Annotated in this window: 21 protein-coding genes; 12 read left to right on the forward strand and 9 right to left on the reverse strand. The window is 62.9% G+C overall.

What is annotated here, in order from left to right; all coding sequences use genetic code 11:
- The first annotated feature begins 325 nt into the window (after positions 1-325).
- Positions 326-652 (forward strand): hypothetical protein, encoded by a 327-nt coding sequence (locus MRBLPB4O_RS22675; RefSeq protein WP_341796663.1) that lies wholly within the window; start codon positions 326-328, stop codon positions 650-652.
- Positions 653-770: 118 nt separating this feature from the next.
- Positions 771-1,376 (forward strand): flavin reductase family protein, encoded by a 606-nt coding sequence (locus MRBLPB4O_RS22680; RefSeq protein ID WP_341796664.1) that lies wholly within the window; start codon positions 771-773, stop codon positions 1,374-1,376.
- Here the strand turns inward: MRBLPB4O_RS22680 and MRBLPB4O_RS22685 are convergent, their stop codons facing one another.
- Together MRBLPB4O_RS22685 and MRBLPB4O_RS22690 are read right to left on the reverse strand one after the other, a co-directional pair.
- A complete protein-coding gene (locus MRBLPB4O_RS22685; RefSeq protein WP_041167964.1) occupies positions 1,377-1,610 on the reverse strand; it encodes a hypothetical protein in 234 nt (77 codons plus the stop codon). It lies immediately after the preceding gene.
- 49 nt (positions 1,611-1,659) lie between these two features.
- Positions 1,660-1,953, reverse strand: a complete 294-nt coding sequence (locus MRBLPB4O_RS22690; protein WP_049278214.1) for an antibiotic biosynthesis monooxygenase family protein — start codon at positions 1,951-1,953, stop codon at positions 1,660-1,662.
- 202 nt (positions 1,954-2,155) lie between these two features.
- Here MRBLPB4O_RS22690 and MRBLPB4O_RS22695 point away from each other — a divergent pair, with 202 nt between their 5' ends.
- Complete coding sequence (locus MRBLPB4O_RS22695; protein ID WP_341796665.1) at positions 2,156-3,076, forward strand: AraC family transcriptional regulator; 921 nt, start codon at positions 2,156-2,158, stop codon at positions 3,074-3,076.
- Between the two features lie 72 nt (positions 3,077-3,148).
- On the opposite strand, the gene MRBLPB4O_RS22700 is transcribed toward MRBLPB4O_RS22695, so the two are convergent.
- Entirely contained in the window at positions 3,149-4,786 is a 1,638-nt protein-coding gene (locus MRBLPB4O_RS22700; RefSeq protein WP_341796666.1) for a 5-guanidino-2-oxopentanoate decarboxylase, read from the reverse strand.
- Between the two features lie 114 nt (positions 4,787-4,900).
- On the opposite strand from MRBLPB4O_RS22700, the gene MRBLPB4O_RS22705 reads away from it, so the two are divergent.
- Positions 4,901-5,776: a LysR substrate-binding domain-containing protein gene (locus tag MRBLPB4O_RS22705; RefSeq protein WP_341796667.1), complete on the forward strand. Its 876-nt coding sequence runs from the start codon at positions 4,901-4,903 to the stop codon at positions 5,774-5,776.
- 98 nt (positions 5,777-5,874) lie between these two features.
- Here the strand turns inward: MRBLPB4O_RS22705 and MRBLPB4O_RS22710 are convergent, their stop codons facing one another.
- Both MRBLPB4O_RS22710 and MRBLPB4O_RS22715 read right to left on the reverse strand, forming a co-directional pair.
- Positions 5,875-6,489 (reverse strand): NAD(P)-dependent oxidoreductase, encoded by a 615-nt coding sequence (locus tag MRBLPB4O_RS22710; protein WP_341796668.1) that lies wholly within the window; start codon positions 6,487-6,489, stop codon positions 5,875-5,877.
- 28 nt (positions 6,490-6,517) lie between these two features.
- Complete coding sequence (locus MRBLPB4O_RS22715; protein ID WP_016498135.1) at positions 6,518-7,393, reverse strand: MBL fold metallo-hydrolase; 876 nt, start codon at positions 7,391-7,393, stop codon at positions 6,518-6,520.
- A gap of 102 nt (positions 7,394-7,495) precedes the next feature.
- On the opposite strand from MRBLPB4O_RS22715, the gene MRBLPB4O_RS22720 reads away from it, so the two are divergent.
- Positions 7,496-8,401, forward strand: coding sequence for a LysR family transcriptional regulator (locus MRBLPB4O_RS22720; protein ID WP_341796669.1), 906 nt, complete (start codon positions 7,496-7,498; stop codon positions 8,399-8,401).
- A gap of 252 nt (positions 8,402-8,653) precedes the next feature.
- Here the strand turns inward: MRBLPB4O_RS22720 and MRBLPB4O_RS22725 are convergent, their stop codons facing one another.
- Complete coding sequence (locus MRBLPB4O_RS22725; protein WP_016498133.1) at positions 8,654-9,523, reverse strand: oxaloacetate decarboxylase; 870 nt, start codon at positions 9,521-9,523, stop codon at positions 8,654-8,656.
- 362 nt (positions 9,524-9,885) lie between these two features.
- Between MRBLPB4O_RS22725 and MRBLPB4O_RS22730 the strand changes: the two genes are divergently transcribed.
- Entirely contained in the window at positions 9,886-11,337 is a 1,452-nt protein-coding gene (locus MRBLPB4O_RS22730) for an MDR family MFS transporter (protein ID WP_341796670.1), read from the forward strand.
- Between the two features lie 99 nt (positions 11,338-11,436).
- Here the strand turns inward: MRBLPB4O_RS22730 and ttgR are convergent, their stop codons facing one another.
- Entirely contained in the window at positions 11,437-12,069 is a 633-nt protein-coding gene (gene ttgR, locus MRBLPB4O_RS22735) for an efflux transport transcriptional regulator TtgR (RefSeq protein ID WP_016488872.1), read from the reverse strand.
- A gap of 257 nt (positions 12,070-12,326) precedes the next feature.
- Between ttgR and ttgA the strand changes: the two genes are divergently transcribed.
- The 6 genes from ttgA (at position 12,327) to MRBLPB4O_RS22765 (ending at position 21,445) form a co-directional block, all read left to right on the forward strand.
- The gene (gene ttgA / locus MRBLPB4O_RS22740; RefSeq protein ID WP_341796671.1) at positions 12,327-13,481 is read left to right on the forward strand and encodes a toluene efflux RND transporter periplasmic adaptor subunit TtgA; all 1,155 of its coding nucleotides are present in this window, start codon (positions 12,327-12,329) and stop codon (positions 13,479-13,481) included.
- A gap of 3 nt (positions 13,482-13,484) precedes the next feature.
- The gene (gene ttgB, locus MRBLPB4O_RS22745) at positions 13,485-16,637 is read left to right on the forward strand and encodes a multidrug efflux RND transporter permease subunit TtgB (protein WP_341796672.1); all 3,153 of its coding nucleotides are present in this window, start codon (positions 13,485-13,487) and stop codon (positions 16,635-16,637) included.
- Entirely contained in the window at positions 16,634-18,088 is a 1,455-nt protein-coding gene (locus tag MRBLPB4O_RS22750) for an AdeC/AdeK/OprM family multidrug efflux complex outer membrane factor (RefSeq protein ID WP_016498128.1), read from the forward strand. Before ttgB ends, MRBLPB4O_RS22750 begins: the two co-directional genes overlap by 4 nt.
- 318 nt (positions 18,089-18,406) lie before the next feature.
- Positions 18,407-19,663, forward strand: coding sequence for an OprD family porin (locus tag MRBLPB4O_RS22755; protein ID WP_016498127.1), 1,257 nt, complete (start codon positions 18,407-18,409; stop codon positions 19,661-19,663).
- A gap of 202 nt (positions 19,664-19,865) precedes the next feature.
- Positions 19,866-20,789 carry a LysR family transcriptional regulator gene (locus MRBLPB4O_RS22760; protein ID WP_341796673.1) on the forward strand — a complete coding sequence of 308 codons (924 nt, stop codon included), beginning with the start codon at positions 19,866-19,868 and terminating at the stop codon, positions 20,787-20,789.
- A 131-nt stretch (positions 20,790-20,920) separates the two neighbouring features.
- Positions 20,921-21,445, forward strand: coding sequence for an Mpo1-like protein (locus tag MRBLPB4O_RS22765; protein WP_341796674.1), 525 nt, complete (start codon positions 20,921-20,923; stop codon positions 21,443-21,445).
- Between the two features lie 113 nt (positions 21,446-21,558).
- On the opposite strand, the gene pcaC is transcribed toward MRBLPB4O_RS22765, so the two are convergent.
- Together pcaC and pcaD are read right to left on the reverse strand one after the other, a co-directional pair.
- Positions 21,559-21,954 (reverse strand): 4-carboxymuconolactone decarboxylase, encoded by a 396-nt coding sequence (pcaC, locus tag MRBLPB4O_RS22770; protein WP_016498124.1) that lies wholly within the window; start codon positions 21,952-21,954, stop codon positions 21,559-21,561.
- A 10-nt stretch (positions 21,955-21,964) separates the two neighbouring features.
- On the reverse strand, positions 21,965-22,756 hold the full coding sequence (gene pcaD, locus MRBLPB4O_RS22775; protein ID WP_341796675.1) for a 3-oxoadipate enol-lactonase: 792 nt from the start codon (positions 22,754-22,756) through the stop codon (positions 21,965-21,967).
- Between the last annotated feature and the right edge of the window lie 5 nt (positions 22,757-22,761).

Here is a 22,761-nt window from a genome sequence, read left to right on the forward strand (position 1 = left end):
TTTGAGGTGCGGCGATGGTGCTGAGCAGCGTCTGAAAAATCGGTTGGCGATGTATGAAAAAAGCGTGGAGCGGACTTTGAAACAAGATAATTCGCTGTTAACGCCCCATTAATTCCCGACCTTCAAGCTGCAATGGCTGACAAAACGACGATGCGAGGGCTTGCGGCTACTGACTGACACCGCTGCCTGACCCACGCGAAGCCTGCCCAAACACATCGATTTATTCGATTTTTAAACGCTATTTTTTGCGCTTTTTAATCAAATAAATCGGCGTAGGATTAAACCCATAGAAACAAACAACTTCTCGAACCCCGGAGCAACGACCATGAAAAACAAACTGATCCTCACCCTGGCCCTCTCGGTTTTCGCAGCTGGCGCCTTCGCCGAAGATGGCTTCGACCGTACCAGCGCTCACACCTTTGCTGCGGCTCAAACCCAGTCCGCCAGCTACGCTGAAGACGGCTTTGACCGCACCGGAGGCCAACGTTTCGCTGAAGACGGTTTCGACCGCACCAACGGCCAGCGCTTTGCTGAAGACGGTTTCGACCGCACCAACGGCCAGCGCTTTGCTGAAGACGGCTTCGACCGCACCGGCGGCCAGCGCTTTGCTGAAGACGGCTTCGACCGCACCAACGCCCACCGCATCAGCTGATACCTGATGCGAGCACCCAGCCCGGCTTCGGCCGGGCTTGATCATTTGCAGGCGAGCACAGGCTTGGCACACTAGGCACCTTGTCCACCAGGAGGTAGGGCCAACAAGCCCAGCACAGATGTATTACTACGAACCTGCCAAAGGCCACGGCCTGCCCCACGACCCGTTCAACGCCATCGTCGGCCCCCGCCCTATCGGCTGGATTTCCTCGCATGACCGCGAAGGCCGCCTGAACCTGGCGCCCTACAGCTTCTTCAACGCCTTCAACTACATCCCGCCGATCATCGGTTTCTGCAGCGTCGGGCGCAAAGACAGCCTGAACAACATCGAGCAGACCGGCGAATTCGTCTGGAACCTGGCCACCCGCCCACTGGCCGAGCAGATGAACCAGAGCTGCGCGCCGGTTGCTGCCCAGGTGAGCGAGTTCGAGTTGAGCGGCCTTACCGCCACGCCGTCGAGCATCGTCAGCGTGCCCCGCGTAGGCGAAACCCCGGTGGCGTTCGAGTGCAAGGTCAGCCAGATCGTCCAGCTCAAGCGGGCCGACCAGGCACTGGTGCCCAGCTGGCTGATCCTCGGTGAGGTGGTGGCGGTGCACATTGCCGAGCACCTGCTGAAAAACGGCATCTACGATACCGCGGCCGCCGAACCGATCCTGCGTGGCGGTGGCCCGGCGGACTATTTCGAGCTGGGCAACCTGTTCAAGATGGGACGCCCGCCGGCCTGATCACCAGATCAGTTCACCCTCTTCGCTGACGCCTTGCAGGCGCTGCAGCTCGGCCGTGGCCGCTTCGTCGGCGGCCACGGCGCCCTTGAACACCTGCCCGTCCAGGACCTTGTGAAAGCGCGGCGCGCCGCCCATGGCCAAGGCCTTGACCGCAATGGCCGCGTTGTAGCCGCCACCTTCCACCGGCACCATCGCCGATACCGCTTCGAAATGAGTGAATTCCCTACGTGCCATGTTGCTATCCGCGTGGTTGAACAAGGGCGCTACTTTACCTCATCCACCCTCAATCGAAGGTGTGCAAGTCCAGGCTGCTGACCACCTGTGCCTGCACCAGCTCGCCAAACACATCCAGTGTCGGCGAAGCAAAGTAGCCACTCATCGCTTGCTGATCCTGCCAGCTGCCACTGAGCAACCACAGGTCGGCATCGGCCTGGGAGCGCTGTACCGTGAAGCTCAGGCAGCCCGGCGCACGCAGCGAGGGCTCGAGCAGGTCGCGCAGGCGCGCGCCCAGTTCTGCCGAGCGCCCGCTGCTGGCACGGATGAAAGCAAGATGGGTGACCGGTTGTTTTAGGGTCATTGCACAATCTCCTTGAAGCAGGCGGACGAAAAAGCCAGGCTGCCAAGGTTAGGGGCTCACCCGCGCGCCGCGTTAGGCCATTACTGCTCGCCGATTGCCTGATCCTGCTGCGCGGCAGGATCAGGCAAGCGACGTGCAGCTTTCGACTAGCGCCCCTCTTTGCCCAAACCTATGCTGCGTCGGTCAGCAGAGGAAAGCCATCATGACCACCGTCACGTCCATCGACCCGACCCTGGAACTGCAGCGCCTGGAACTGGCCGAGCTGATCCGCCGCCATGCCGGCGACCCCCATGGTCCCGCATCGGCCATCGATGACCTATATCTGGTGCGCTACACCGAGAACGTGCGCTCGGTGCCGACCCTGGCGCAACCGGCGCTGTGCATCCTTGCCCAGGGCAGCAAAAGCCTGTTCCTTGGTGACGAGCAGTACGCCTACGACCCCCTGCACTACATGGTGGTGTCGGTGACCTTGCCGCTGAGCGGGGTGAGGCTCGACGCCAGCCCGGAAAACCCCAGCCTGGGCCTGCGCATGGACCTGGACCCGGCCGAGATCAGCCAGCTGATCGCCGAGAGCGGGCCGATGCTGGTACCCAACCGGCCTTCAGGCCGTGGTTTGTATGTGGAAAGGACCGATGCCGCATTGCTCGACGCCTTGCTGCGGCTGCTACGCCTGCTGGATACCCCGCGCGACATCGCCATGCTCGCGCCACTGTTCCGCCGCGAGATTCTCTATCGCCTGCTGCGTGGGCCGCAGGGTTGCCGGCTGTATGAAATTGCCTTGGCCAACAGCCAGACTCACCGGGTGTGCCAGGCCATTACCTGGCTCAACAACAACTACCAGTTGCCCCTGCGCATCGAGGACCTGGCCCGGGAGGTCAACCTCAGCACTTCGACCTTGCACCATCGCTTCAAGGCCGTGACGTCGATGAGCCCGTTGCAGTACCAGAAGCAGCTGCGCCTGCAGGAGGCGCGGCGGTTGATGCTCAACGACGGGCTAGAGGCGGCGGTGGCAGCCTACAGGGTGGGGTATGAAAGCCCGTCGCAGTTCAGCCGTGAATACAGCCGGCTGTATGGCGCACCACCGATTCGGGATGTGGCGCGGCTGCGGGCTACTGCTGGCTGAGTCCTGTTTTTCCTGTACCGGCCTCTTCGCGGGCTTGCCCGCGAGAGGGCCAGTACAGGCAATAGCTTGACTTCAACCCGCCACGGTTTCCTGCCACTGATTCTGGTCAACCTGGATCAAGGTCGGCCCCTTGCGCTCCACCGCCTGCCCCAGCGCCGCCTGCAGCTGCTTCACGTCGGTCACATGCTCCGCCGCAGCCCCCAGCGCCCGCGCCACGCCGATGAAGTCCGGGGTATGGATATCTACCCCGACCGGCTCGATCGCCCGGTTGACCATGTACTTCTTGATCTCCTCGTACCCCTGGTTATTCCACAGCAGCACGATCAGCGGCACCTGCGCCTCCACCGCACTGGCCAGCTCCGGCAGGGTGAACTGCAAGCCGCCGTCACCAATCAGGCACACCGCAGGCGCGCGCTGGCCGATTTGCTCCGCACTCCCCAACCACGCGCCCATGGCCGCAGGCAGCGCATAACCCAGGGTGCCGTAGCCGGTTGAGGCATTGAACCAGCGACGTGGCTGGTGCATGTCCAGGGTCAGGTTGCCGGTGTACACCGGCTGGGTCGAATCGCCCACCAGCACGGCATTGGGCAGTCGCTCCAGGATCGCGCTCAGCAGACGCGTCTGGCTCAGGGTTGGCTGGTCCCAACCTGCCGCCAGTGTCTGGCGCAGGTTGGACACGCGAGCCACACCCCAGGTGCTTTCGCGCACAGGTTGCGGCTGGGCCTGCAAGGCAGCGAGCAATGCCTCGGCGGCCAGCTCGGCATCGGCTACCAGCGCCAGCTCCGGCAGGTAGTTACGCACGGTCTGGTCCGGATCGATATCGATGCGCAGCAGGCTACCCGGGATCTCGAAGCCACCCTTGAAGGTCACGTCATAATCGGTTTCAGCCAGTTCGGTACCGATCGCCAGCACCACGTCCGCTTCAGCCACCAGCTCTCGAGTAGCCGGCAGTGACTGGGTCGAACCGATCTGCAGCGGGTGGCTGGCCGGGAGCAAACCCTTGGCATTGATGGTCAGGGCCACCGGGGCCTGAAGGTGTTCGGCCAGGCGCGCCAGCGCAGCACCCGCGGCCAACGCGCCACCGCCCGCCAGGATCAACGGCCGCTTGGCACCTGCCAGGCGCTCGGCCATCTGTGCCACGGCCTGCGGCGCTGCCCCTGCCCGGCTGCCACGCACCGGGCGGCCCGGCAGCAGGAAGTCGGCCGGTTCGACCAGCACGTCCAGCGGGATTTCGATATGCACCGGGCGTGGCCGGGCGCTCTCGAACACGGCAAATGCCCGCGCCAGCACCTGCGGCAGGTCTGCAGCACTCATCAAGGTGTGAGAAAACGCGGCCACTCCCGACACCAGCGCCGACTGGTTGGGCAGTTCGTGCAGCTTGCCGCGGCCACCGCCCAGCTGATCACGGGACTGCACACTGGAAATCACCAGCATCGGGATCGAGTCGGCATACGCCTGGCCCATGGCAGTGGTGATATTGGTCATGCCAGGGCCGGTAATGATGAAGCAAACCCCAGGTTTGCCACGGGTGCGCGCATAGCCGTCAGCCATGAACCCTGCACCCTGCTCATGGCGCGGGGTGATGTGGCGAATGGACGAGCCCGCCAGGCCACGGTAGAGCTCAACGGTATGTACACCGGGAATGCCGAAGACATGGTCGACGCCATAGCCTTCAAGGAGATTGACCAGTACTTCGCCGCAGGTTGCCATCGGGTTTCACCATGAATCTTGTTGGAGTATGCCCTTATTGGACCCAAGCCACGGCTATCGCCACAATGCAAAAAAACACATACTAGCCATGTCCTGTCATCATGGCTTAGTGCGATGAAACGCCTCCCGCCCCTGCCCGCCCTGCACACCTTTCTGGTCACCGCCCAGCACTGCAACTTCACCCGTGCAGGGCAACAGCTGCACATCACCCAAGGCGCCGTCAGCCGCCAGATCGCCGCCCTCGAAGAGCACCTGGGTTATGCCCTGTTCCAGCGCCAGGCCCGCGGGCTTAGCCTGACCCGTGAAGGGCAGGACTGGCTGCCTCGGGTGCAGCAGGTGTTCGCGCTCATCGAGCAAGGCGTGCGTGAAGTGGGTGGGCGCAGCACGACCTTGCAGCTCAAGGCCCCGACGTGCGTGATGCGCTGGCTGCTACCGCGCCTGATGGAATGGCAGGCACTGCGCCCGGATGTACCGGTGGAATTGACCACCACGGTGCAGCATGGGGTGGATTTTCGTCGCGAGGGCTTCGATGCGGCGGTGGTCTACGGCGATGCGCCGAACCACGGGCTGCAGGTGCGCAAGCTGTTCGATGAACAACTTACGCCAGTGTGCGCCCCCTCGCTGCGTGAGGGGCCGATACCGTTGCGCCAGGTGGAAGACCTGGCGCGACACATGCTACTGCACCCCTCGCGGGATGAACATGACTGGCAATTGTGGCTACAGGCCGCTGGGGTGACGTTGGCCACTCATGGGCCGAAGCAGCATTTCGAGACACTGGACATGGCGATGGCCATGGCCTCGCAGGGGACAGGCGTGGCCATCGGCGACTGGTCGCTGATTGGCGATGACTTGCGCGGGGGGCGGCTGTGCATGCCGTTTGCGCTGAAGGTGGTGACCGGGAAAGGGTATTACCTGGTGAGCCAGGCCAGAAGCTTGCCGCCGGGGTTGGTGGAGTTACTGGACTGGCTGGAGAGCCAGGCTAGCCAATAAGGGTCTCTTCGCGGGCGCGCCCGCTCCCACAGGTACAGCCAGGGCCTCGGAGTCTGTGCTGTACCTGTGGGAGCGGGCATGCCCGCGAAGCAGGCGACTCAATACCCGACGGTGAACCGCTGCCGCGAATGCGCCGGCTTTTCCAGCTCGTCGAGCATGGCAATCGCATAGTCGGCAAAGGTGATCCAGCTTTTGCCATCCGCACCGATCAGCAGATGATCCTTGCCCACTTTGTAGCGCCCGCTGCGCTCACCTTCAACAAACTCCGCCGACGGCGAGAGGAAGGTCCAGTCCAGGTTCGGGTCGCGCTGCAACGCTTCCAGAAAACGTACCCCGGCCGTGGCCTCGGCCTTGTAGGCTTCCGGGAAGTCCGGGCTATCGATCACCCGATGCCCCGACGGCAGCAACAAGCTGCCGGCCCCCCCCACCACCAGCAGGCGCTTTACCCCGGCCCGCTTGACCGGCTCGATGATGGCATGCGGCTCGATGGTCGAGAAATGCGCCGCGCTCACCACTACGTCCACACCCGTTACCGCCGCTTGCAGGGCGGCACTGTCCTTGGCATCCAGCGCCTTGACGGTCACCCCTTCACGCCCCTGCAGTGGCGAAGGGTCGCGGGCGATGGCCAGCACACTGTGGCCACGGCGCAGGGCTTCTTCCAGCAACTGGCTACCAGCGCGGCCAGTGGCACCGATGATTGCGATCTTGCTCATGGGAACACTCTCCATCAATTGAACGGAATTACCACTTCATCTCGCCCTTGGCGACCTTGGCCCCGAGCTCCAGCGAGCTTTCATCGGCCAGGCCCGGGTAACGCTGCTTCATGGCCTCGATCAGCGCGTTGGCGTCTTTCGCCTTGGCGGTTTCAGCATCGAACCCACGAATGTAGTCTGCAGTGAAGCGAACAGCTTTCAGTGAACGGCTGCTGTCTCCCAGGTAGTGCCCAGGGATGACCGTGCGTGGCCCCAGCGCTTCGATATGCGCCAATGTGCCAAGCCAGTCGGCGTGGGACTTGGCCGATTGAGTATCGGCCATCCACACATGAATGTTCTCGGCCACCACCACGCCACCCACCACCGCCTTGATTGACGGGATCCACACGAAGCTGCGGTCTGGCTGCGGGCCGTCCAGGCCAACCACGTCGAGGGCTTGCCCTTCCAGTGTCAGGCGCTGGCCTTCGAGCACCTGCGGCACCACCAGTCGCGCCGGTTTGTCTGCCCCCATCTGCGGCCCCCAGTACGCCAGCTTGGCATCCATGGTCTGGCGGATATGTGCAACCGTGGCGGCAGAGGCCAGCACCTTGGCGTCGGGGAAGGCCTGGGTCAGGGTGTCCAGGCCAAAGTAATAGTCCGGGTCGCCGTGACTGATGTAGATGGTGGTCAGGTGTTTGCCGCCAGCCTGCAGGCGCTGCACCAGTTGCTGGGCCTGGGCCTTGCCGAACTGGGCATCGACCAGCACGGCATCGTGCTCGCCACTGACAATCACCGAGCTGACCGGGAAAATGGCCGCGTGCCCGGGGTTGTAGACGTCCAGTTGCAACGGTTCGGCAGCCAGCGCCGGGCCGGCCAGGGTCACGCAGGCCAGTAGCAGGCCACGCAGGGGGGTGAACAGGGACATGGGCAAGGCCTTCAGTTGAACGATGCCCAACAGCTTAGTTGCCCGATCCGTCGCAAAAAATGCGATGCTCGAACATAGTTTGTTTCTAAAACCGGGCAAATCATGGACCGTCTCAACGCCATGCGCGTTTTCGTCACCGTCGTCGACCTGGGCAGCCAGTCAGCAGCGGCAGACCATCTGCAGCTGTCTCGCCCCGTGGTGTCGCGTTACCTGGCAGAGCTGGAGGACTGGGTTGGCGCGCGGCTCATGCAGCGCACCACTCGCAAACTCAGCCTCACCGCAGCCGGCCAGGAAACCCTGCCCCGCTGCCGGCAACTACTGGAACTGGCCGGCGACCTGCAGGCCGCAGTGCAGCAGCCGGATGACGCGCCAAAAGGCGCGCTGCGCATCAGCGTCAGCACCTCGTTCGGCCAGGCGCAGCTGGTGGACGCGGTGGCTGCCTATGTGCGGCGCTATCCTGGGGTGAAGGTGGAACTGCAAATGCTCGACCGCACCGTCAACCTGGTGGATGAACGCATCGACCTGGCCATCCGCACCAGCAACGAGCTGGACCCCAACCTGATCGCCCGGCGCCTGAGCGTGTGCCGCTCGGTGGTGTGCGCGTCCCCGGCCTACCTGAGCGAGCACGGCGTGCCGCAACGGGTCGAGGACCTGAGCCGGCACAACTGCCTGACCCATGCCTATTTCGGCCATAGCCTTTGGCAGTTCGAGGTAGCCGGCCAGCCGGTCGCCGTACCGGTCGCGGGAAACATCAGCGCCAACGAAGCAATGACATTGCAGAAGGCGGCACTGGCCGGCGCTGGCATCGCCATGCTGCCGAGCTACCAGACCGCCGACGCCCTGCGCAGGGGCGAACTGGTGCGCCTGCTGCCCGAAGCGCAGCCGCGTACCCTGAACCTGAATGCGGTTTATACGTCGCGCAAGCACATGCCGGCGACCTTGCGCAGCATGCTGGATTTTCTGGTGCAGCGGTTCAAGGACGAACCGGAGTGGGATCGGCATCTGTGACGCTTGAATTGGCCTAAGCTGGAAGGTATCACCTAGCGCTGTAACAGGAGGTGAGTACCATGGGCATCAAGTCCAGAAGAGTCGCTCTCGTCATGGCCCTGACGGCCGTCGCAGGGCTGTACGGTTCTGCCTGCTGGCGCGCCGAGCTGCTACGCAGCCAGCCCAGCGCCGCAGCCAGCTGCGAGCAGGCACATTGCGTGCCTCACACTGCAACCTTGAGCGCCGTCCGTTGAGTTGACGGCGCCCTGCCGGTCACTCTTCGACGCTCATGTATTCCTTGGCCCAGCGGATGTAATCCTCGGGCTGGGTGTAGGTGTGCGAGAGTTCGGTGGCGCTCAGGTTTTCCGACTTGTTCTGCTTGCCACGCTGCAAGCGCAGGCAATCGTAAGTGGCCTTGATCGCAGCGAAGTAGGCGCCATGGCCGTCGACTGCGATACGCACACCCAGGCGCGCCAGGCGTTCATCGTCATGCAGGTTGGGGTTGCCATAGGTGACCAGCATCAGCGGCACCGTCAGGTGCTCGGCAATCTGCTCGAGCTGCTCGAAGTCCTTCACGCCCACCATGCAGATGCCATCGGCACCGGCCTTCTGGTAGCTCTGGGTGCGCACGATGATTTCTTCGGTGGTGAGCACGCCAGCGTTGGTGCGGGCGATGATCGACAACGACGAATCGACCCGTGCCTCCAGCGCCGCACGAATCTTGCCAACGCCTTCCTCGACCGGGATCAGGTCAGTGGACTTGCGCCCGAACTGGGCAGGCAGCAGGGTGTCCTCGATGGTCAGCCCGGCCACGCCGGCGCGCTCCAGTTCGATCACCGTGCGCATCACGTTCAGCGCGTTGCCGTAGCCGTGGTCGGCATCAGCCAGCACGGGCAATTGCGCTACCCGGCCAATACGGGTGGCCTGCTCGACGAACTCGCTGAGGGTAATCAGGGCGAAGTCCGGCGCGGCCAGTACCTGCAACGAAGCGACAGACCCCCCCAGGATGCCGACCTCGAAGCCCAGGTCTGCGGCAATGCGTGCCGACATCGGGTCGAACACCGATGCCGTGTGGTAACAGGAACCTGAAGCGAGCAGTTCGCGGAAGGCAAAACGCAGATCTTGATGGGAAGCCTTGGGCATGATCACTCCGCAAATAAGTTGAAATTTGAACGGTAACTACCGACCCCTGTAATCGGGTCTACCTGACCTGTTCCAACCGTCGCCATCTGGGCGGTCATGCTCGACATGCAGGCAGAGGAATAAAAGGTGTGGGAGACAGCGGGCTGAAAAACCTGCGGCATATTGTTGCACCAAGCTGGTGCAAGCCCCGGATTTCAGCCCCTGTGGCATACCAACGATATCACGCAGCCATGCTGCACTGGATGAATGCGCCAATGCCGATTCGGCATAGGGGATGCAGATAGTACATAGGAAGCTACCTAACTCAGGTTACAATCCGACTTGCCCGCGAAGAGGCCGCCACAGATAAACAAGGTATTCCCGTGACCGCCGCCCTGCCCCCCACCACACTGCGCAATGTGCTGACCGCCCTGATGCTGGCGATCTTCCTCGGCGCACTGGACCAGACCATCGTCGCCGTTTCGCTGCCCGCGATCTCGGCTCAGTTCAACGATGTCGGCCTGCTGGCGTGGGTCATCTCCGGGTACATGGTGGCCATGACCGTGGCCGTGCCGATTTACGGCAAGCTGGGTGACCTCTACGGGCGGCGGCGGATGATCCTGACCGGCATCAGCCTGTTCACCCTGGCCTCGATCGCCTGCGCCCTGGCCCAGGACATGCAGCAACTGGTGCTGGCCCGGGTACTGCAGGGCATTGGCGCGGGCGGCATGGTTTCGGTCAGCCAGGCAATCATCGGCGACTTCGTGCCCCCGCGTGAACGCGGCCGCTACCAGGGCTATTTCAGCAGCATGTATGCAGTGGCGAGTGTCGCCGGGCCGGTGCTGGGAGGATGGTTGACCGAGTACCTGTCATGGCGCTGGGTGTTCTGGATCAACCTGCCGCTGGGGCTGGTTGCCTTGTGGGCGATCCACCGGGCCCTGGGCGGCATGCCGGCGCAGCGCCGCGAGGCACAGGTGGACTACCTCGGCGCCGTGCTGCTGATCCTCGGCCTGGGCAGCCTGTTACTGGGCATCACCCTGGTCGGCCAGGGCCACGCCTGGGTTGACCCGGCCGTAGTGGCCCTGTTCGCCTGCGCCGTGCTTGGCCTGGCGCTGTTCATCGTTCATGAGCGCCGCTGCCCGGAGCCGCTGCTGCCCTTGGGCCTGTTCGGCAACCGGGTGGCGGTGCTGTGCTGGGGCGTGATCTTTTTCGCCAGCTTCCAGTCGATTTCGCTGACCATGCTCATGCCGTTGCGCTACCAGGGCATCACCGGCGCCGGTGCCGACAGCGCCGCCCTGCACCTGCTGCCACTGGCGATGGGGCTGCCCCTGGGCGCCTTCACCGGCGGGCGCATGACCAGCCGCACCGGGCGCTACAAGCCGCAGATTCTGGCGGGCGCACTGCTGATGCCAGTGGCCATTTTTGCCATGGCGCTGACCCCGCCGCAGTCTGGGTGGCTCAGTGCATTGTTCATGCTGCTGACCGGCATTGCCTGCGGGTTGCAGTTCCCGACATCGCTGGTGGGCACGCAAAGCGCGGTGGACAGCAAGGACATCGGGGTGGCCACCAGCACCACCAACCTGTTCCGTTCGCTGGGCGGGGCGATGGGCGTGGCCTGCATGTCCAGCCTGCTGCTGGCGCTGCTGCACCAAGGCGGGTTCGAAATGCTGGGGAATCCATTGCTGGGGAGCCTGAAGGCCGGGGAGGTGGACCTGGTGACGCAGGGCCGGTTGACGGAGACGTTCCGGCATTTGCTGATGGGGAGTGCACTGGTTGCGGTGCTGGGGGTGTTTGCGGCATTTGCGCTGCCCGACCGGCAATTACGCGGCCGCTGAAGGGTGCGCTGTTCCTGTGCTTCGTTCAGGGCACCCCGGAAGTATTAATCCTCTCTTAATACAGACGGGAAACACTCCCTCACAATCCTTAACAAAGTGTCATTTGCGCAGCGCCGGGCTCAAGCGCAGCATATCCAGCCCGGTGTCGACCCATTTTTCGACATCACCCAACAGATCGACACTGTCCGGCAGCAACAACCAGCGCCCGATCAGGCCATCGACATAGGCAAACATGGCCACCGCCGCGCGCTCCACGTCCAGCTCGCCAGGCAACTGGCCCCGGCGCACCGCATTGGCCAACGCCAGGGCAATGCCCTTGTGGCAATCCAGCACTGCGCCCTGGCGCTGCTGGCGAATTTCACACATGTCATCGGTGAACTCGCACTTGTGATGCAGGATTTCATTGATACGCCGGGTTCGGGCATCGAGCACCAGCTCGTTGAACACTTGCAACAGCAGCTTGCGCATGCAGCCAAGCGGGTCGACTTCGTCCTCGCTTTCACTCGCCCGCGCCAAGTGGTCATGGGTTTCGTGCAGGCTGTCGAGCAACGCCTGCACCAGCTCTGCCTTGTTGTTGAAATGCCAGTAGATCGCCCCGCGCGTCACACCCGCCAGCTCGGCGATGTCGGCCAGGGTGGTTCGCGCAACCCCGCGCTTGTAGAAGGCCTTTTCCGCCGCCTCGATGATCTGGGCGCGGGTTTCCTGGGCTTCTTCTTTGGTTCGACGGACCATGGCAGTACAACCTCATCTGGCCCGAACGCGCGGCGCGTGCGGGGGACGCTCCGGGGCTCCTCTGCAGGGAACCTCGCGGATGAGCTAATCAAGAGCTGTGGCAGTACCTGAGTACAACCCAGCGGTATTTACAAACAACCATGAATGTAAGTATATTCCTTAGCAAGCTATTTATCCACCGGATAGCAATTTTTCCAGATCAAGATCTCTTCCATTACTCTTGAGCGTCTCCCTGCTCCAGCGACCCGAGGATCCTCATGCAATTCAAGCCAGCCGTTACCGCTCTGGTTTCCGCCGTCGCCCTGGCAACCCTGCTCAGTGGCTGTAAGAAAGAAGAAGCAGCGCCAGCGGCGCAGGCTCCTCAGGTCGGCGTGGTTACCCTTCAGCCGCAAGCCTTCACCCTGACCTCGGAACTGCCGGGGCGTACCAGTGCCTACCGGGTCGCCGAAGTGCGCCCGCAGGTCAACGGCATCATCCTCAAGCGCCTGTTCAAGGAAGGCAGTGAGGTGAAGGAAGGCCAGCAGCTGTACCAGATCGACCCTGCCGTGTACGAAGCCAACCTGGCCAACGCCCAGGCCAACTTGCAAGCTACTCGCTCCCTGGCCGAGCGCTACAAGCAGCTGATCGACGAACAGGCGGTGTCCAAGCAGGAATACGACGACGCCAATGCCAAACGATTGCAGGCCGATGCTTCGCTCAAAAGCGCCCAGATCGACCTGCGCTACACCAAGGTGCTGGCGCCCATCAGTGGTCGCATCGGCCGCTCGTCGTTTACCGAAGGCGCGCTGGTGAGCAATGGCCAGACCAACGCCATGGCCACCATCCAGCAGCTCGACCCGATCTACGTCGACGTCACCCAGTCCACCGCCGAGCTGCTGAAGCTGCGCCGTGAACTGGAAAGCGGCCAACTGCAGAAGTCTGGCGCCAACACCGCATCGGTTCAGCTGGTGCTGGAAGACGGCAGCCTGTTCAAGCAGGAAGGTCGCCTGGAGTTTTCCGAAGTGGCGGTCGACGAGACCACCGGCTCGGTGACCCTGCGTGCCATCTTCCCCAACCCGGACCACACCCTGCTGCCAGGCATGTTCGTGCATGCGCGGCTCAAGGCCGGGGTCAACAGCCAAGCCATCCTGGCACCGCAACAGGGCGTGACGCGCGACCTCAAAGGCGCCCCAACCGCCCTGGTGGTCAACCAGGAGAACAAGGTCGAACTGCGCCAGCTGAAGGCCAGCCGTACCCTGGGCAGCGACTGGCTGATCGAGGAAGGCCTCAACCCAGGCGACCGCCTGATCACCGAAGGGCTGCAGTACGTGCGCCCGGGCGTCGAGGTCAAGGTCAGCGAAGCCACCAACGTCAAGAAGCCGGGCAGCCCTGATCAGGCCAACGCGGCGAAAGCAGACGCCAAAGCGGAGTAAACCATGTCGAAGTTCTTTATCGATCGCCCGATCTTCGCCTGGGTGATCGCCTTGGTGATCATGCTGGTCGGCGCCTTGTCGATCCTGAAGCTGCCTATCAACCAGTACCCCAGCATCGCGCCGCCGGCCATCGCCATCGCTGTGACCTACCCGGGCGCCTCGGCGCAAACCGTGCAGGACACCGTGGTGCAGGTGATCGAGCAGCAGCTCAACGGTATCGACAACCTGCGTTATGTGTCGTCGGAAAGCAACTCCGACGGCAGCATGACCATTACTGCCACCTTCGAACAAGGCACCAACCCCGACACTGCCCAGGTCCAGGTACAGAACAAGCTGAACCTGGCCACCCCATTGCTGCCGCAGGAAGTGCAGCAGCAAGGTATCCGCGTCACCAAGGCAGTGAAAAACTTCCTGCTGGTGATCGGCCTGGTGTCCGAAGACGGCAGCATGACCAAGGACGACCTGGCCAACTACATCGTCTCCAACATGCAGGACCCGATCTCGCGTACTGCGGGTGTGGGTGACTTCCAGGTGTTCGGTGCGCAGTACGCCATGCGTATCTGGCTCGATCCGGCCAAGCTGAACAAGTTCCAGCTGACCCCGGTCGACGTAAAGACCGCCGTGGCCGCGCAGAACGTGCAGGTTTCGTCCGGCCAGCTCGGCGGCCTGCCAGCCCTGCCTGGTACCCAGCTGAACGCCACCATCATCGGCAAGACCCGCCTGCAAACCGCCGAGCAGTTCGAGAAGATCCTGCTCAAGGTCAACAAGGATGGCTCCCAGGTACGACTGGGTGACGTCGCGCAAGTGGGCCTGGGCGGTGAAAACTACGCGGTCAGCGCCCAGTTCAACGGCAAGCCGGCTTCCGGCCTGGCCGTAAAACTGGCTACCGGCGCCAACGCGCTGGACACCGCCAAGGCACTGCGCGAGACCATCAAAGGCCTGGAACCGTTCTTCCCGCCTGGCGTGAAAGCGGTATTCCCGTACGACACCACCCCGGTGGTCACCGAATCGATCAGCGGTGTGATCCACACCCTGATCGAAGCCGTGGTCCTGGTGTTCCTGGTGATGTACCTGTTCCTGCAGAACTTCCGCGCCACCATCATCACCACCATGACCGTACCGGTGGTGTTGCTGGGTACGTTCGGCATCCTTGCCGCCGCAGGCTTCAGTATCAACACCCTGACCATGTTCGCCATGGTCCTGGCCATCGGCTTGCTGGTGGACGACGCCATCGTCGTGGTGGAGAACGTCGAACGGGTCATGTCCGAGGAAGGGTTACCGCCCAAGGAGGCGACCAAACGTTCGATGGAACAGATCCAGGGCGCCCTGGTGGGTATTGCCCTGGTACTGTCGGCGGTACTGCTGCCCATGGCGTTCTTCGGTGGTTCCACAGGTGTGATCTACCGGCAGTTCTCCATCACCATCGTGTCGGCCATGGGCCTCTCGGTGCTGGTAGCGCTTATCTTCACCCCGGCACTGTGCGCCACCATGCTCAAGCCGCTGAAGAAAGGTGAGCACCACACTGCCAAAGGCGGGTTCTTTGGCTGGTTCAACCGCAACTTCGACCGCAGCGTGAACGGCTACGAGCGCAGCGTGGGCACGATCCTGCGCAACAAGGTACCGTTCCTGCTCGGCTACGCGCTGATCGTGGTCGGCATGATCTGGCTGTTCGCCCGCATCCCTACTGCTTTCCTCCCGGAAGAAGACCAGGGCGTACTGTTTGCCCAGGTACAGACCCCGGCCGGCTCCAGTGCCGAACGTACGCAGGTTGTGGTTGACCAGATGCGTGAGTACCTGTTGAAGGAAGAGGCCGACACCGTGGCATCGGTGTTCACTGTCAACGGCTTTAACTTCGCCGGCCGCGGCCAGAGCTCGGGCATGGCGTTCATCATGCTCAAGCCGTGGGGTGAGCGCTCCAAGGAAAACAGTGTGTTCGCCCTGGCCGAACGTGCCCAGAAGCACTTCTTCACCTTCCGCGACGCAATGGTGTTCGCCTTCGCGCCGCCTGCGGTACTCGAACTGGGTAACGCTACCGGCTTCGACGTGTTCCTGCAGGACCGCGGTGGTGTCGGCCATGCCAAACTCATGGAAGCGCGCAACCAGTTCCTGGCAAAGGCCGCACAAAGCAAGGTGCTCAGCGCCGTGCGCCCGAACGGCCTGAACGATGAGCCGCAGTACCAGCTGACTATCGATGACGAACGTGCAAGCGCCCTGGGCGTGACCATTGCCGACATCAACAACACCCTGTCGATTGCACTGGGTGCCAGCTATGTCAACGACTTCATCGACCGTGGCCGAGTCAAGAAGGTGTACATCCAGGGCGAACCAAACGCGCGGATGAGCCCGGAAGACCTGCAGAAGTGGTACGTGCGCAACGGTGCAGGCGAAATGGTCCCGTTCTCGTCGTTCGCCAAAGGCGAGTGGACGTACGGTTCGCCCAAGCTGTCCCGGTACAACGGTGTCGAGGCGATGGAAATCCTGGGTGCTCCGGCCCCGGGCTACAGTACCGGTGATGCTATGGCCGAGGTGGAACGCATCGCGGGCGAGTTGCCGGACGGTATCGGCTTCTCCTGGACCGGCATGTCTTACGAGGAAAAACTCTCCGGCTCGCAGATGCCGGCACTGTTCGCCCTCTCTGTGCTGTTCGTGTTCCTGTGCCTGGCTGCACTGTATGAAAGCTGGTCGATCCCGATCGCCGTCGTGCTGGTAGTACCGCTGGGTATCATCGGTGCACTGATCGCCACCAGCCTGCGCGGGCTGTCCAACGACACGTACTTCCTGGTCGGCCTGTTGACCACCATCGGTCTGGCGGCGAAAAACGCCATTTTGATCGTCGAGTTCGCCAAGGAACTGCACGAGCAAGGCCGCAGCCTGTACGACGCAGCGATCGAAGCGTGCCGCATGCGTCTGCGCCCGATCATCATGACCTCGCTGGCGTTCATCCTCGGCGTGGTACCGTTGACCATCGCCAGCGGCGCCGGCGCCGGCAGCCAGCACGCCATTGGTACTGGCGTGATCGGCGGCATGATCAGTGCGACCGTGCTTGCTATCTTCTGGGTACCACTGTTCTTCGTCGCAGTGTCGTCGCTGTTCGGCAGCAAAGAGCCGGAAAAAGACGCCACCCCTGAAACTCCACGTTATGAGGCTGGGCAATGACCAAGTCTTTGTTGTCCCTGGCGGTAACCGCTTTCATTCTTGGCGGCTGCTCGCTGATCCCTGACTACCAGACCCCGGAAGCGCCGGTGGCAGCGCAGTGGCCGCAAGGCCCTGCGTACTCGCCGACGCAATCGGCAGACGTTGCTGCCGCCGAACAGGGCTGGCGCCAGTTCTTCCACGACCCGGCACTGCAACAGCTGATCCAGACTTCGCTGGTCAACAACCGCGACCTGCGCGTCGCGGCGCTGAACCTCGACGCTTACCGCGCGCAGTACCGCATCCAGCGTGCCGACCTGTTCCCGGCGGTTTCGGCCACCGGCAGCGGCAGCCGCCAACGCGTACCGGCGAACATGTCGCAAACCGGCGAATCTGGCATCACCAGCCAGTACTCGGCCACCTTGGGCGTCAGCGCTTATGAGCTGGACCTGTTCGGCCGTGTGCGCAGCCTGACCGAGCAGGCGCTGGAAACCTACCTGTCCAGCGAGCAGGCGCGTCGCTCCACGCAAATCGCCCTGGTGGCCAGCGTGGCCAACGCCTACTACACCTGGCAGGCCGACCAGGCCCTGTTCAAGCTGACCGAAGAAACGCTTAAGACCTACGAGCAAAGCTACAACCTCACCCGTCGCAGCAATGAAGTCGGCGTGGCTTCTGCCCTCGACGTCAGCCAGGCGCGCACCGCTGTGGAAGGCGCCCGGGTCAAGTACTCGCAGTACCAGCGCCTGGTCGCCCAGGACGTCAACAGCCTGACCGTGCTGCTGGGTACCGGCGTTCCTGCCAACCTGGCGAAGCCGCTGGAGCTCAACGCCGACCAGCTGGCCGAAGTGCCGGCCGGCCTGCCGTCGGACATCCTCCAGCGTCGCCCGGACATCCAGGAAGCCGAGCACCTGCTCAAGGCCGCCAATGCCAACATTGGTGCCGCCCGTGCAGCGTTCTTCCCGAGCATCAGCCTGACCGCCAACGCTGGCAGCCTGAGCCCCGACATGGGTCACCTGTTCGCCGGTGGCCAAGGCACCTGGCTGTTCCAGCCGCAGATCAACCTGCCGATCTTCAACGCCGGCAGCCTGAAGGCCAGCCTGGACTACTCGAAGATCCAGAAGGACATAAACGTCGCCAAGTACGAAAAAACCATCCAGACCGCCTTTCAGGAAGTCTCCGATGGCCTGGCGGCGCGCAAGACCTTCGAAGAGCAGCTGCAGGCCCAGCGCGACCTGGTGCAGGCGAACCAGGATTACTACCGCCTGGCTGAGCGCCGTTACCGCATTGGGATCGACAGCAACCTGACCTTCCTCGACGCCCAGCGCAACCTGTTCAGCGCCCAACAGTCGCTGATTACCGACCGCCTTTCGCAGCTGACCAGCGAGGTCAATCTGTACAAGGCGCTCGGCGGTGGCTGGTATGAGCAGACCGGGCAGGCCAACCAGCAGGCATCGGTGCAAGCACCGAAAGGCTGATTGAGTTTGTAGCAGCATCGAGCCCACCTTTACGGTGGGCTTTTTGTTTGTCGCTGCCAGTGCAGGGCTCGTAGGCAAGGGTTCATCGAGGCATCGAACCGCCGCGAAACGTCTGTCAAAGCAAAACAATTAACCAGCTGGAACATTCCGTTCGATTATCGCCCCGTTCCGTTTGCGGCGAATTGCCTCACCCCCGCACTACCCCGCAACATCCGCTTACGCAACGTTGCCCAAGTTCATCAAAAAAAAGACCCGCACCTGCAGGCTTGATCCAGCAGTGCACCGGCTCGCCCCATAAAAACAAGAGATCCACGACAGATGAGCACTTTGCAACCCGCACGCCAGCTGCTGCCCGGCCTGTTGGCCATGTCCTGCGCCCTCCCCGTCTTCGCCGCCAACGAAGGTGGTTTCATGGAAGACGCCAAGGCCACCCTCAACCTGCGCAACTTCTATATCAATCGCAATTTCGTCGACCCGGCCAACCCGCAGGGCAAGGCCGAAGAATGGACGCAAAGCTTCATTCTTGACGCCCGCTCCGGCTTCACCCAAGGCACCGTCGGTTTCGGGGTGGACGTGCTGGGCCTGTACTCGGTCAAGCTCGACGGCGGCAAAGGCACCACCAACACACACCTGCTGCCCGTGCATGACGACGGCCGCCCGGCCGATGACTTCGGCCGCCTGGGTGTGGCACTGAAAGCCAAGTTGTCCGAAACCGAGCTGAAAGTCGGTGAATGGATGCCGGTACTGCCCATCCTGCGCTCGGACGATGGCCGCTCGCTGCCGCAAACCTTCCGCGGTGGCCAGTTGACCTCCAAGGAAATTGCCGGCCTGACGCTGTACGCCGGGCAGTTCCGCGGTAACAGCCCGCGCAACGACGCCAGCATGGAAGACATGTCGATGAACGGCAAAGGCGCGTTCACCTCCGATCGTTTCAACTTCGGCGGTGGCGAGTACACCTTCAACGACAAGCGCACCATGATCGGCCTGTGGGATGCCCAGCTCAAGGACATCTACCGCCAGCAATATCTCAACCTGACGCACAGCCAGCCGCTGGGCGACTGGACCCTGGGCGCCAACCTTGGCTACTTCATCGGCAAGGAAGACGGCGCAGAGCGCGCCGGCAAACTGGATAACCGCACCGCCTCGGCCATGCTTTCGGCGCGTTACCAGGGCCACACCTTCTACGTCGGCCTGCAAAAGGTCAGCGGCGACGACGCCTGGATGCGGGTCAACGGTACCAGCGGCGGCACCCTGGCCAACGACAGCTACAACTCCAGTTTCGACAATGCCAAGGAGCGTTCCTGGCAAGTGCGCCATGACTTCAACTTCGCTACCGTTGGCGTGCCTGGGCTGACCCTGATGAACCGCTACATCAAGGGTGAAAACGTCACCGTGGGCAGCGTGGATGATGGCAAGGAATGGGCTCGCGAGACCGAACTGGCCTATGTGGTGCAGTCGGGCAGCTTGAAGGACCTGTCGGTGAAATGGCGCAACTCCACCATGCGCCGGGACTTCAGTACCAACGCCTTTGACGAGAACCGGCTGATCGTGAGTTACCCGCTGAATCTCCTTTGAATGCTTCGCGGGCACGCCCGCTCCCACAGGGATTGCACCAGCCTTGAATTCTGCGCCCTACCTGTGGGAGCGGGAATGCCCGCGAAGAGGCCAGAAGCCCTTTCAAATAACCAAAAGAAATAACCAAATCCATAAACCTTCTTGGACGACATAAGCTGTAACAGCTTGAATAGGGCCCTGATCCCCGCCCCAGAGCCGTGACATGGACCTCCGCCAGCTGCGTTACTTCATCGCCCTCACCGAATACCGCAGTTTCGTCCGTGCCGCCGAGGCCATGGGCATCACTCAACCCGCCTTCAGCCGCGCCATCCAGGGCCTCGAACACACGTTCGGCTGCCCGCTGGTGGACCGCGCCAGCAAAGCCCTGCTGCCAACCCCCGAGGGCCTGGTGGTACTGCAGCACGCCCGCCGCCTGGTGCAGGGTGCCGCGCAACTGAGCAACGAAGTACTGCAAATGACCAAGCTCGACGCCGGCGAGCTGCATTTCGGCAGTGGCCCGGCGCTGGCCGTGCGCCTGGTCCCCGACGCCTTGCGCCATTTCATCGAACGCCACCCGGGCATCCGCACCTCGCTGCTGGTAGATAATGCCGAACGCCTGGGCCAGGCCCTGCGCCGTGAACAGATCGAGTTTTTCGTCGACGATGTCCGACCGTTCGAAGCCGACCCCAATTTCCACACCGAGCCCCTGTCGCCACGGCCCGGCCTGTTCTTCTGCCGGCCTGGCCACCCGTTGCTGGCCAAGGACAGCCTGTCGACCAACGACCTGTTCAGCTACCCGCTGGCCAGCGCCCTGCTCGCCCCCGGCGTGCGCAAGCGCCTGGCCAACCTGAGCGGACGCAGCGACTTCATCCCGCACCTGCAGACCGAGCACCTGGCGATACTGCGCAGCGTGGTGCAGGCCAGCGACGCCATTGGCACGGCCAGCGAGGAGGCCGTGGCCGAAGACCTGGCCACCGGCACACTGGTGCGCCTGCACTGGCGCAACCTGCCGCCGGCGCTGGAGGTACTGAGCGTGCGCTGCGGCGTGGTCAGCCGTAGCGGTTACCGGTTGTCGCCGGCGGCGCGGGCGATGATCGAGACACTGGTGGGGCTGGATACGCCGGTACGGGCTGCTGCCATTCGCTGAGCTGATGATAGTAGTAGCTGCGGGCTATCCTGAGCTATATGGGTTACCAGTGCCGGCCCTTTCGCGGGTTCACCCGCGAAGGGCCGGTACAGGCAATACACCTAGATCAGGCACACCAGGGAGGCACAACAATGAAAACCCTCGTCGACCACCTGAGCCAATACGCCAGCTACCACCGCGACCCACGCAACATCGCCACCCACTTCGTAGGCATCCCGATGATCGTGTTGGCAGTCACCATCCTGCTGTCACGCCCAGGCTGGGAAATAGTTGGCATGTGGCTGTCCCCTGCCCTGCTGGCAGCGGCGGCTTCGGTGTGGTTTTACCTGCGCCTGGACCTGCGCTTCGGGCTGGTGATGGGGCTGTTGCTGGGACTGTGCCTGTGGGTCGGCCAGGTGCTGGCAGTACAGACGACAACACTGTGGCTCAGCGCCGGGCTGGGGGCATTCCTAGTGGGCTGGATCATCCAGTTCGTCGGCCATTACTACGAAGGCCGCAAACCTGCATTTGTCGACGATGTCAGCGGCCTGATCATCGGGCCGCTGTTCGTGGTGGCAGAAGCGGCATTCATGCTCGGCCTGTGCCCGAACCTGAAACACGCCGTAGAAAACAACGCAGGCCCGGTAGCCATGCGTCAGAAGAATACGGTCATGTAAACATTCCATGGCCCTATCGCCGGCAAGCCAGCTCCCACAGGGAGTGCACTGCCCTCAGGCCTGATGCAATCCCTGTGGGAGCTGGCTTGCCGGCGATAGGGCCAGTGCAGGCATTACTGCTGTCGAGACTCTACACCTAGTTCATCCCACACCGACTCAGCCAAGTGGAACGTGGCATTGGCCGCCGGGATGCCGCAATAGATCGCGCTCTGCATCAGCACTTCCTTGATCTCTTCGCGGGTCACGCCATTGTTGGCTGCGGCGCGCAGGTGCAGTTTCAGTTCATCATTGCGGTTCATGCCGATCAGCATGGCGATGGTGATCAGGCTGCGGGTATGGCGCGGCAGGCCGGGGCGGGTCCAGATATCACCCCAGGCGTGGCGGGTGATCATCTCCTGGAACTCGCCGTTGAAGTCATTGAGCTTTTCCAGGCTACGGTCCACGTGGGCATCGCCAAGTACCGCACGGCGCACTTGCATGCCCGCGTCGTAACGTTGTTTCTCATCCATGGCGTTGTCCTCAGTGAGCCAGCAGGAAGTCGAGCACGCGGCGGCTGAACACCTCACCGATTTCGACGTTGGACAGGTGCGCTGCCGGGAAGTCGACGTACTCGGCACCTTTGATACCGGCCTGCATGAAGCGGCCATGTGCAGGGGTGGTGACCACGTCTTCGGTGCCAGCAACGATCAGCGCGGGCACCTGGATGCGGCCCAGTTGCTCACGGTAATCGGCATCACGCACCGCTGCGCAGTTGGCGGCATAACCTTGCGGGCTGGTGTGCGCCAGCATCTGGCAAATGCGCTGGGCTTGCTCAGGCTGGGCCTGGACGAAGCCCGGGGTGAACCAGCGGGCGATAGAGCCATCGCGCAGGTCGACCATGGCCTGCTGGCCACCCTTGAGCACGGTGTCGATACGGGGGTTCCACACCTCGTCACTGGCGATCTTGGCGGCGGTGTTGCACAGGGTCAGGCTGTGCAGGCGCTCACCGGCGTTGATGCCCAACCACTGGCCGATCAGGCCACCCATCGACAGGCCGACGAAATGCGCTTTCTGGATGTCCAGGCCATCGAGCAGGGCCAGCACGTCACCGCCCAGCTGTTCGATGGTGTAAGGGCCTTCGGTGACCAACGATGCGCCGTGGCCACGGGTGTCGTAGCGCAGCACGCGAAAGTGCTGGCTCCACAGCGGAATCTGGGTGTCCCACATGCCCAGGTCGGTGCCCAGCGAGTTGGACAGGACCAGCACCGGGGCGTTTTCCGGGCCATCGATCTGGTAGTTCAAAACGCCATCGGCCAGTTGCAAATGCGCCACAGCAG

Source organism: Pseudomonas sp. LPB4.O (genome assembly GCF_038383825.1).
GTDB classification, from domain to species: domain Bacteria; phylum Pseudomonadota; class Gammaproteobacteria; order Pseudomonadales; family Pseudomonadaceae; genus Aquipseudomonas; species Aquipseudomonas putida.

Bases quoted from the DNA above. Each gene is read 5' to 3' on its own strand.
- MRBLPB4O_RS22675 (WP_341796663.1), top strand. From the start codon at position 326: ATGAAAAACAAACTGATCCTCACCCTGGCCCTCTCGGTTTTCGCAGCT.
- MRBLPB4O_RS22715 (WP_016498135.1), bottom strand. From the start codon at position 7,393: ATGTCCCTGTTCACCCCCCTGCGTGGCCTGCTACTGGCCTGCGTGACC.
- MRBLPB4O_RS22680 (WP_341796664.1), top strand. From the start codon at position 771: ATGTATTACTACGAACCTGCCAAAGGCCACGGCCTGCCCCACGACCCG.
- ttgA (WP_341796671.1), top strand. From the start codon at position 12,327: ATGCAATTCAAGCCAGCCGTTACCGCTCTGGTTTCCGCCGTCGCCCTG.
- MRBLPB4O_RS22725 (WP_016498133.1), bottom strand. From the start codon at position 9,523: ATGCCCAAGGCTTCCCATCAAGATCTGCGTTTTGCCTTCCGCGAACTG.
- MRBLPB4O_RS22755 (WP_016498127.1), top strand. From the start codon at position 18,407: ATGAGCACTTTGCAACCCGCACGCCAGCTGCTGCCCGGCCTGTTGGCC.
- MRBLPB4O_RS22720 (WP_341796669.1), top strand. From the start codon at position 7,496: ATGGACCGTCTCAACGCCATGCGCGTTTTCGTCACCGTCGTCGACCTG.
- MRBLPB4O_RS22705 (WP_341796667.1), top strand. From the start codon at position 4,901: ATGAAACGCCTCCCGCCCCTGCCCGCCCTGCACACCTTTCTGGTCACC.
- ttgR (WP_016488872.1), bottom strand. From the start codon at position 12,069: ATGGTCCGTCGAACCAAAGAAGAAGCCCAGGAAACCCGCGCCCAGATC.
- MRBLPB4O_RS22765 (WP_341796674.1), top strand. From the start codon at position 20,921: ATGAAAACCCTCGTCGACCACCTGAGCCAATACGCCAGCTACCACCGC.
- MRBLPB4O_RS22685 (WP_041167964.1), bottom strand. From the start codon at position 1,610: ATGGCACGTAGGGAATTCACTCATTTCGAAGCGGTATCGGCGATGGTG.
- MRBLPB4O_RS22710 (WP_341796668.1), bottom strand. From the start codon at position 6,489: ATGAGCAAGATCGCAATCATCGGTGCCACTGGCCGCGCTGGTAGCCAG.
- pcaC (WP_016498124.1), bottom strand. From the start codon at position 21,954: ATGGATGAGAAACAACGTTACGACGCGGGCATGCAAGTGCGCCGTGCG.
- MRBLPB4O_RS22690 (WP_049278214.1), bottom strand. From the start codon at position 1,953: ATGACCCTAAAACAACCGGTCACCCATCTTGCTTTCATCCGTGCCAGC.
- MRBLPB4O_RS22695 (WP_341796665.1), top strand. From the start codon at position 2,156: ATGACCACCGTCACGTCCATCGACCCGACCCTGGAACTGCAGCGCCTG.
- MRBLPB4O_RS22700 (WP_341796666.1), bottom strand. From the start codon at position 4,786: ATGGCAACCTGCGGCGAAGTACTGGTCAATCTCCTTGAAGGCTATGGC.
- ttgB (WP_341796672.1), top strand. From the start codon at position 13,485: ATGTCGAAGTTCTTTATCGATCGCCCGATCTTCGCCTGGGTGATCGCC.
- MRBLPB4O_RS22750 (WP_016498128.1), top strand. From the start codon at position 16,634: ATGACCAAGTCTTTGTTGTCCCTGGCGGTAACCGCTTTCATTCTTGGC.
- MRBLPB4O_RS22760 (WP_341796673.1), top strand. From the start codon at position 19,866: ATGGACCTCCGCCAGCTGCGTTACTTCATCGCCCTCACCGAATACCGC.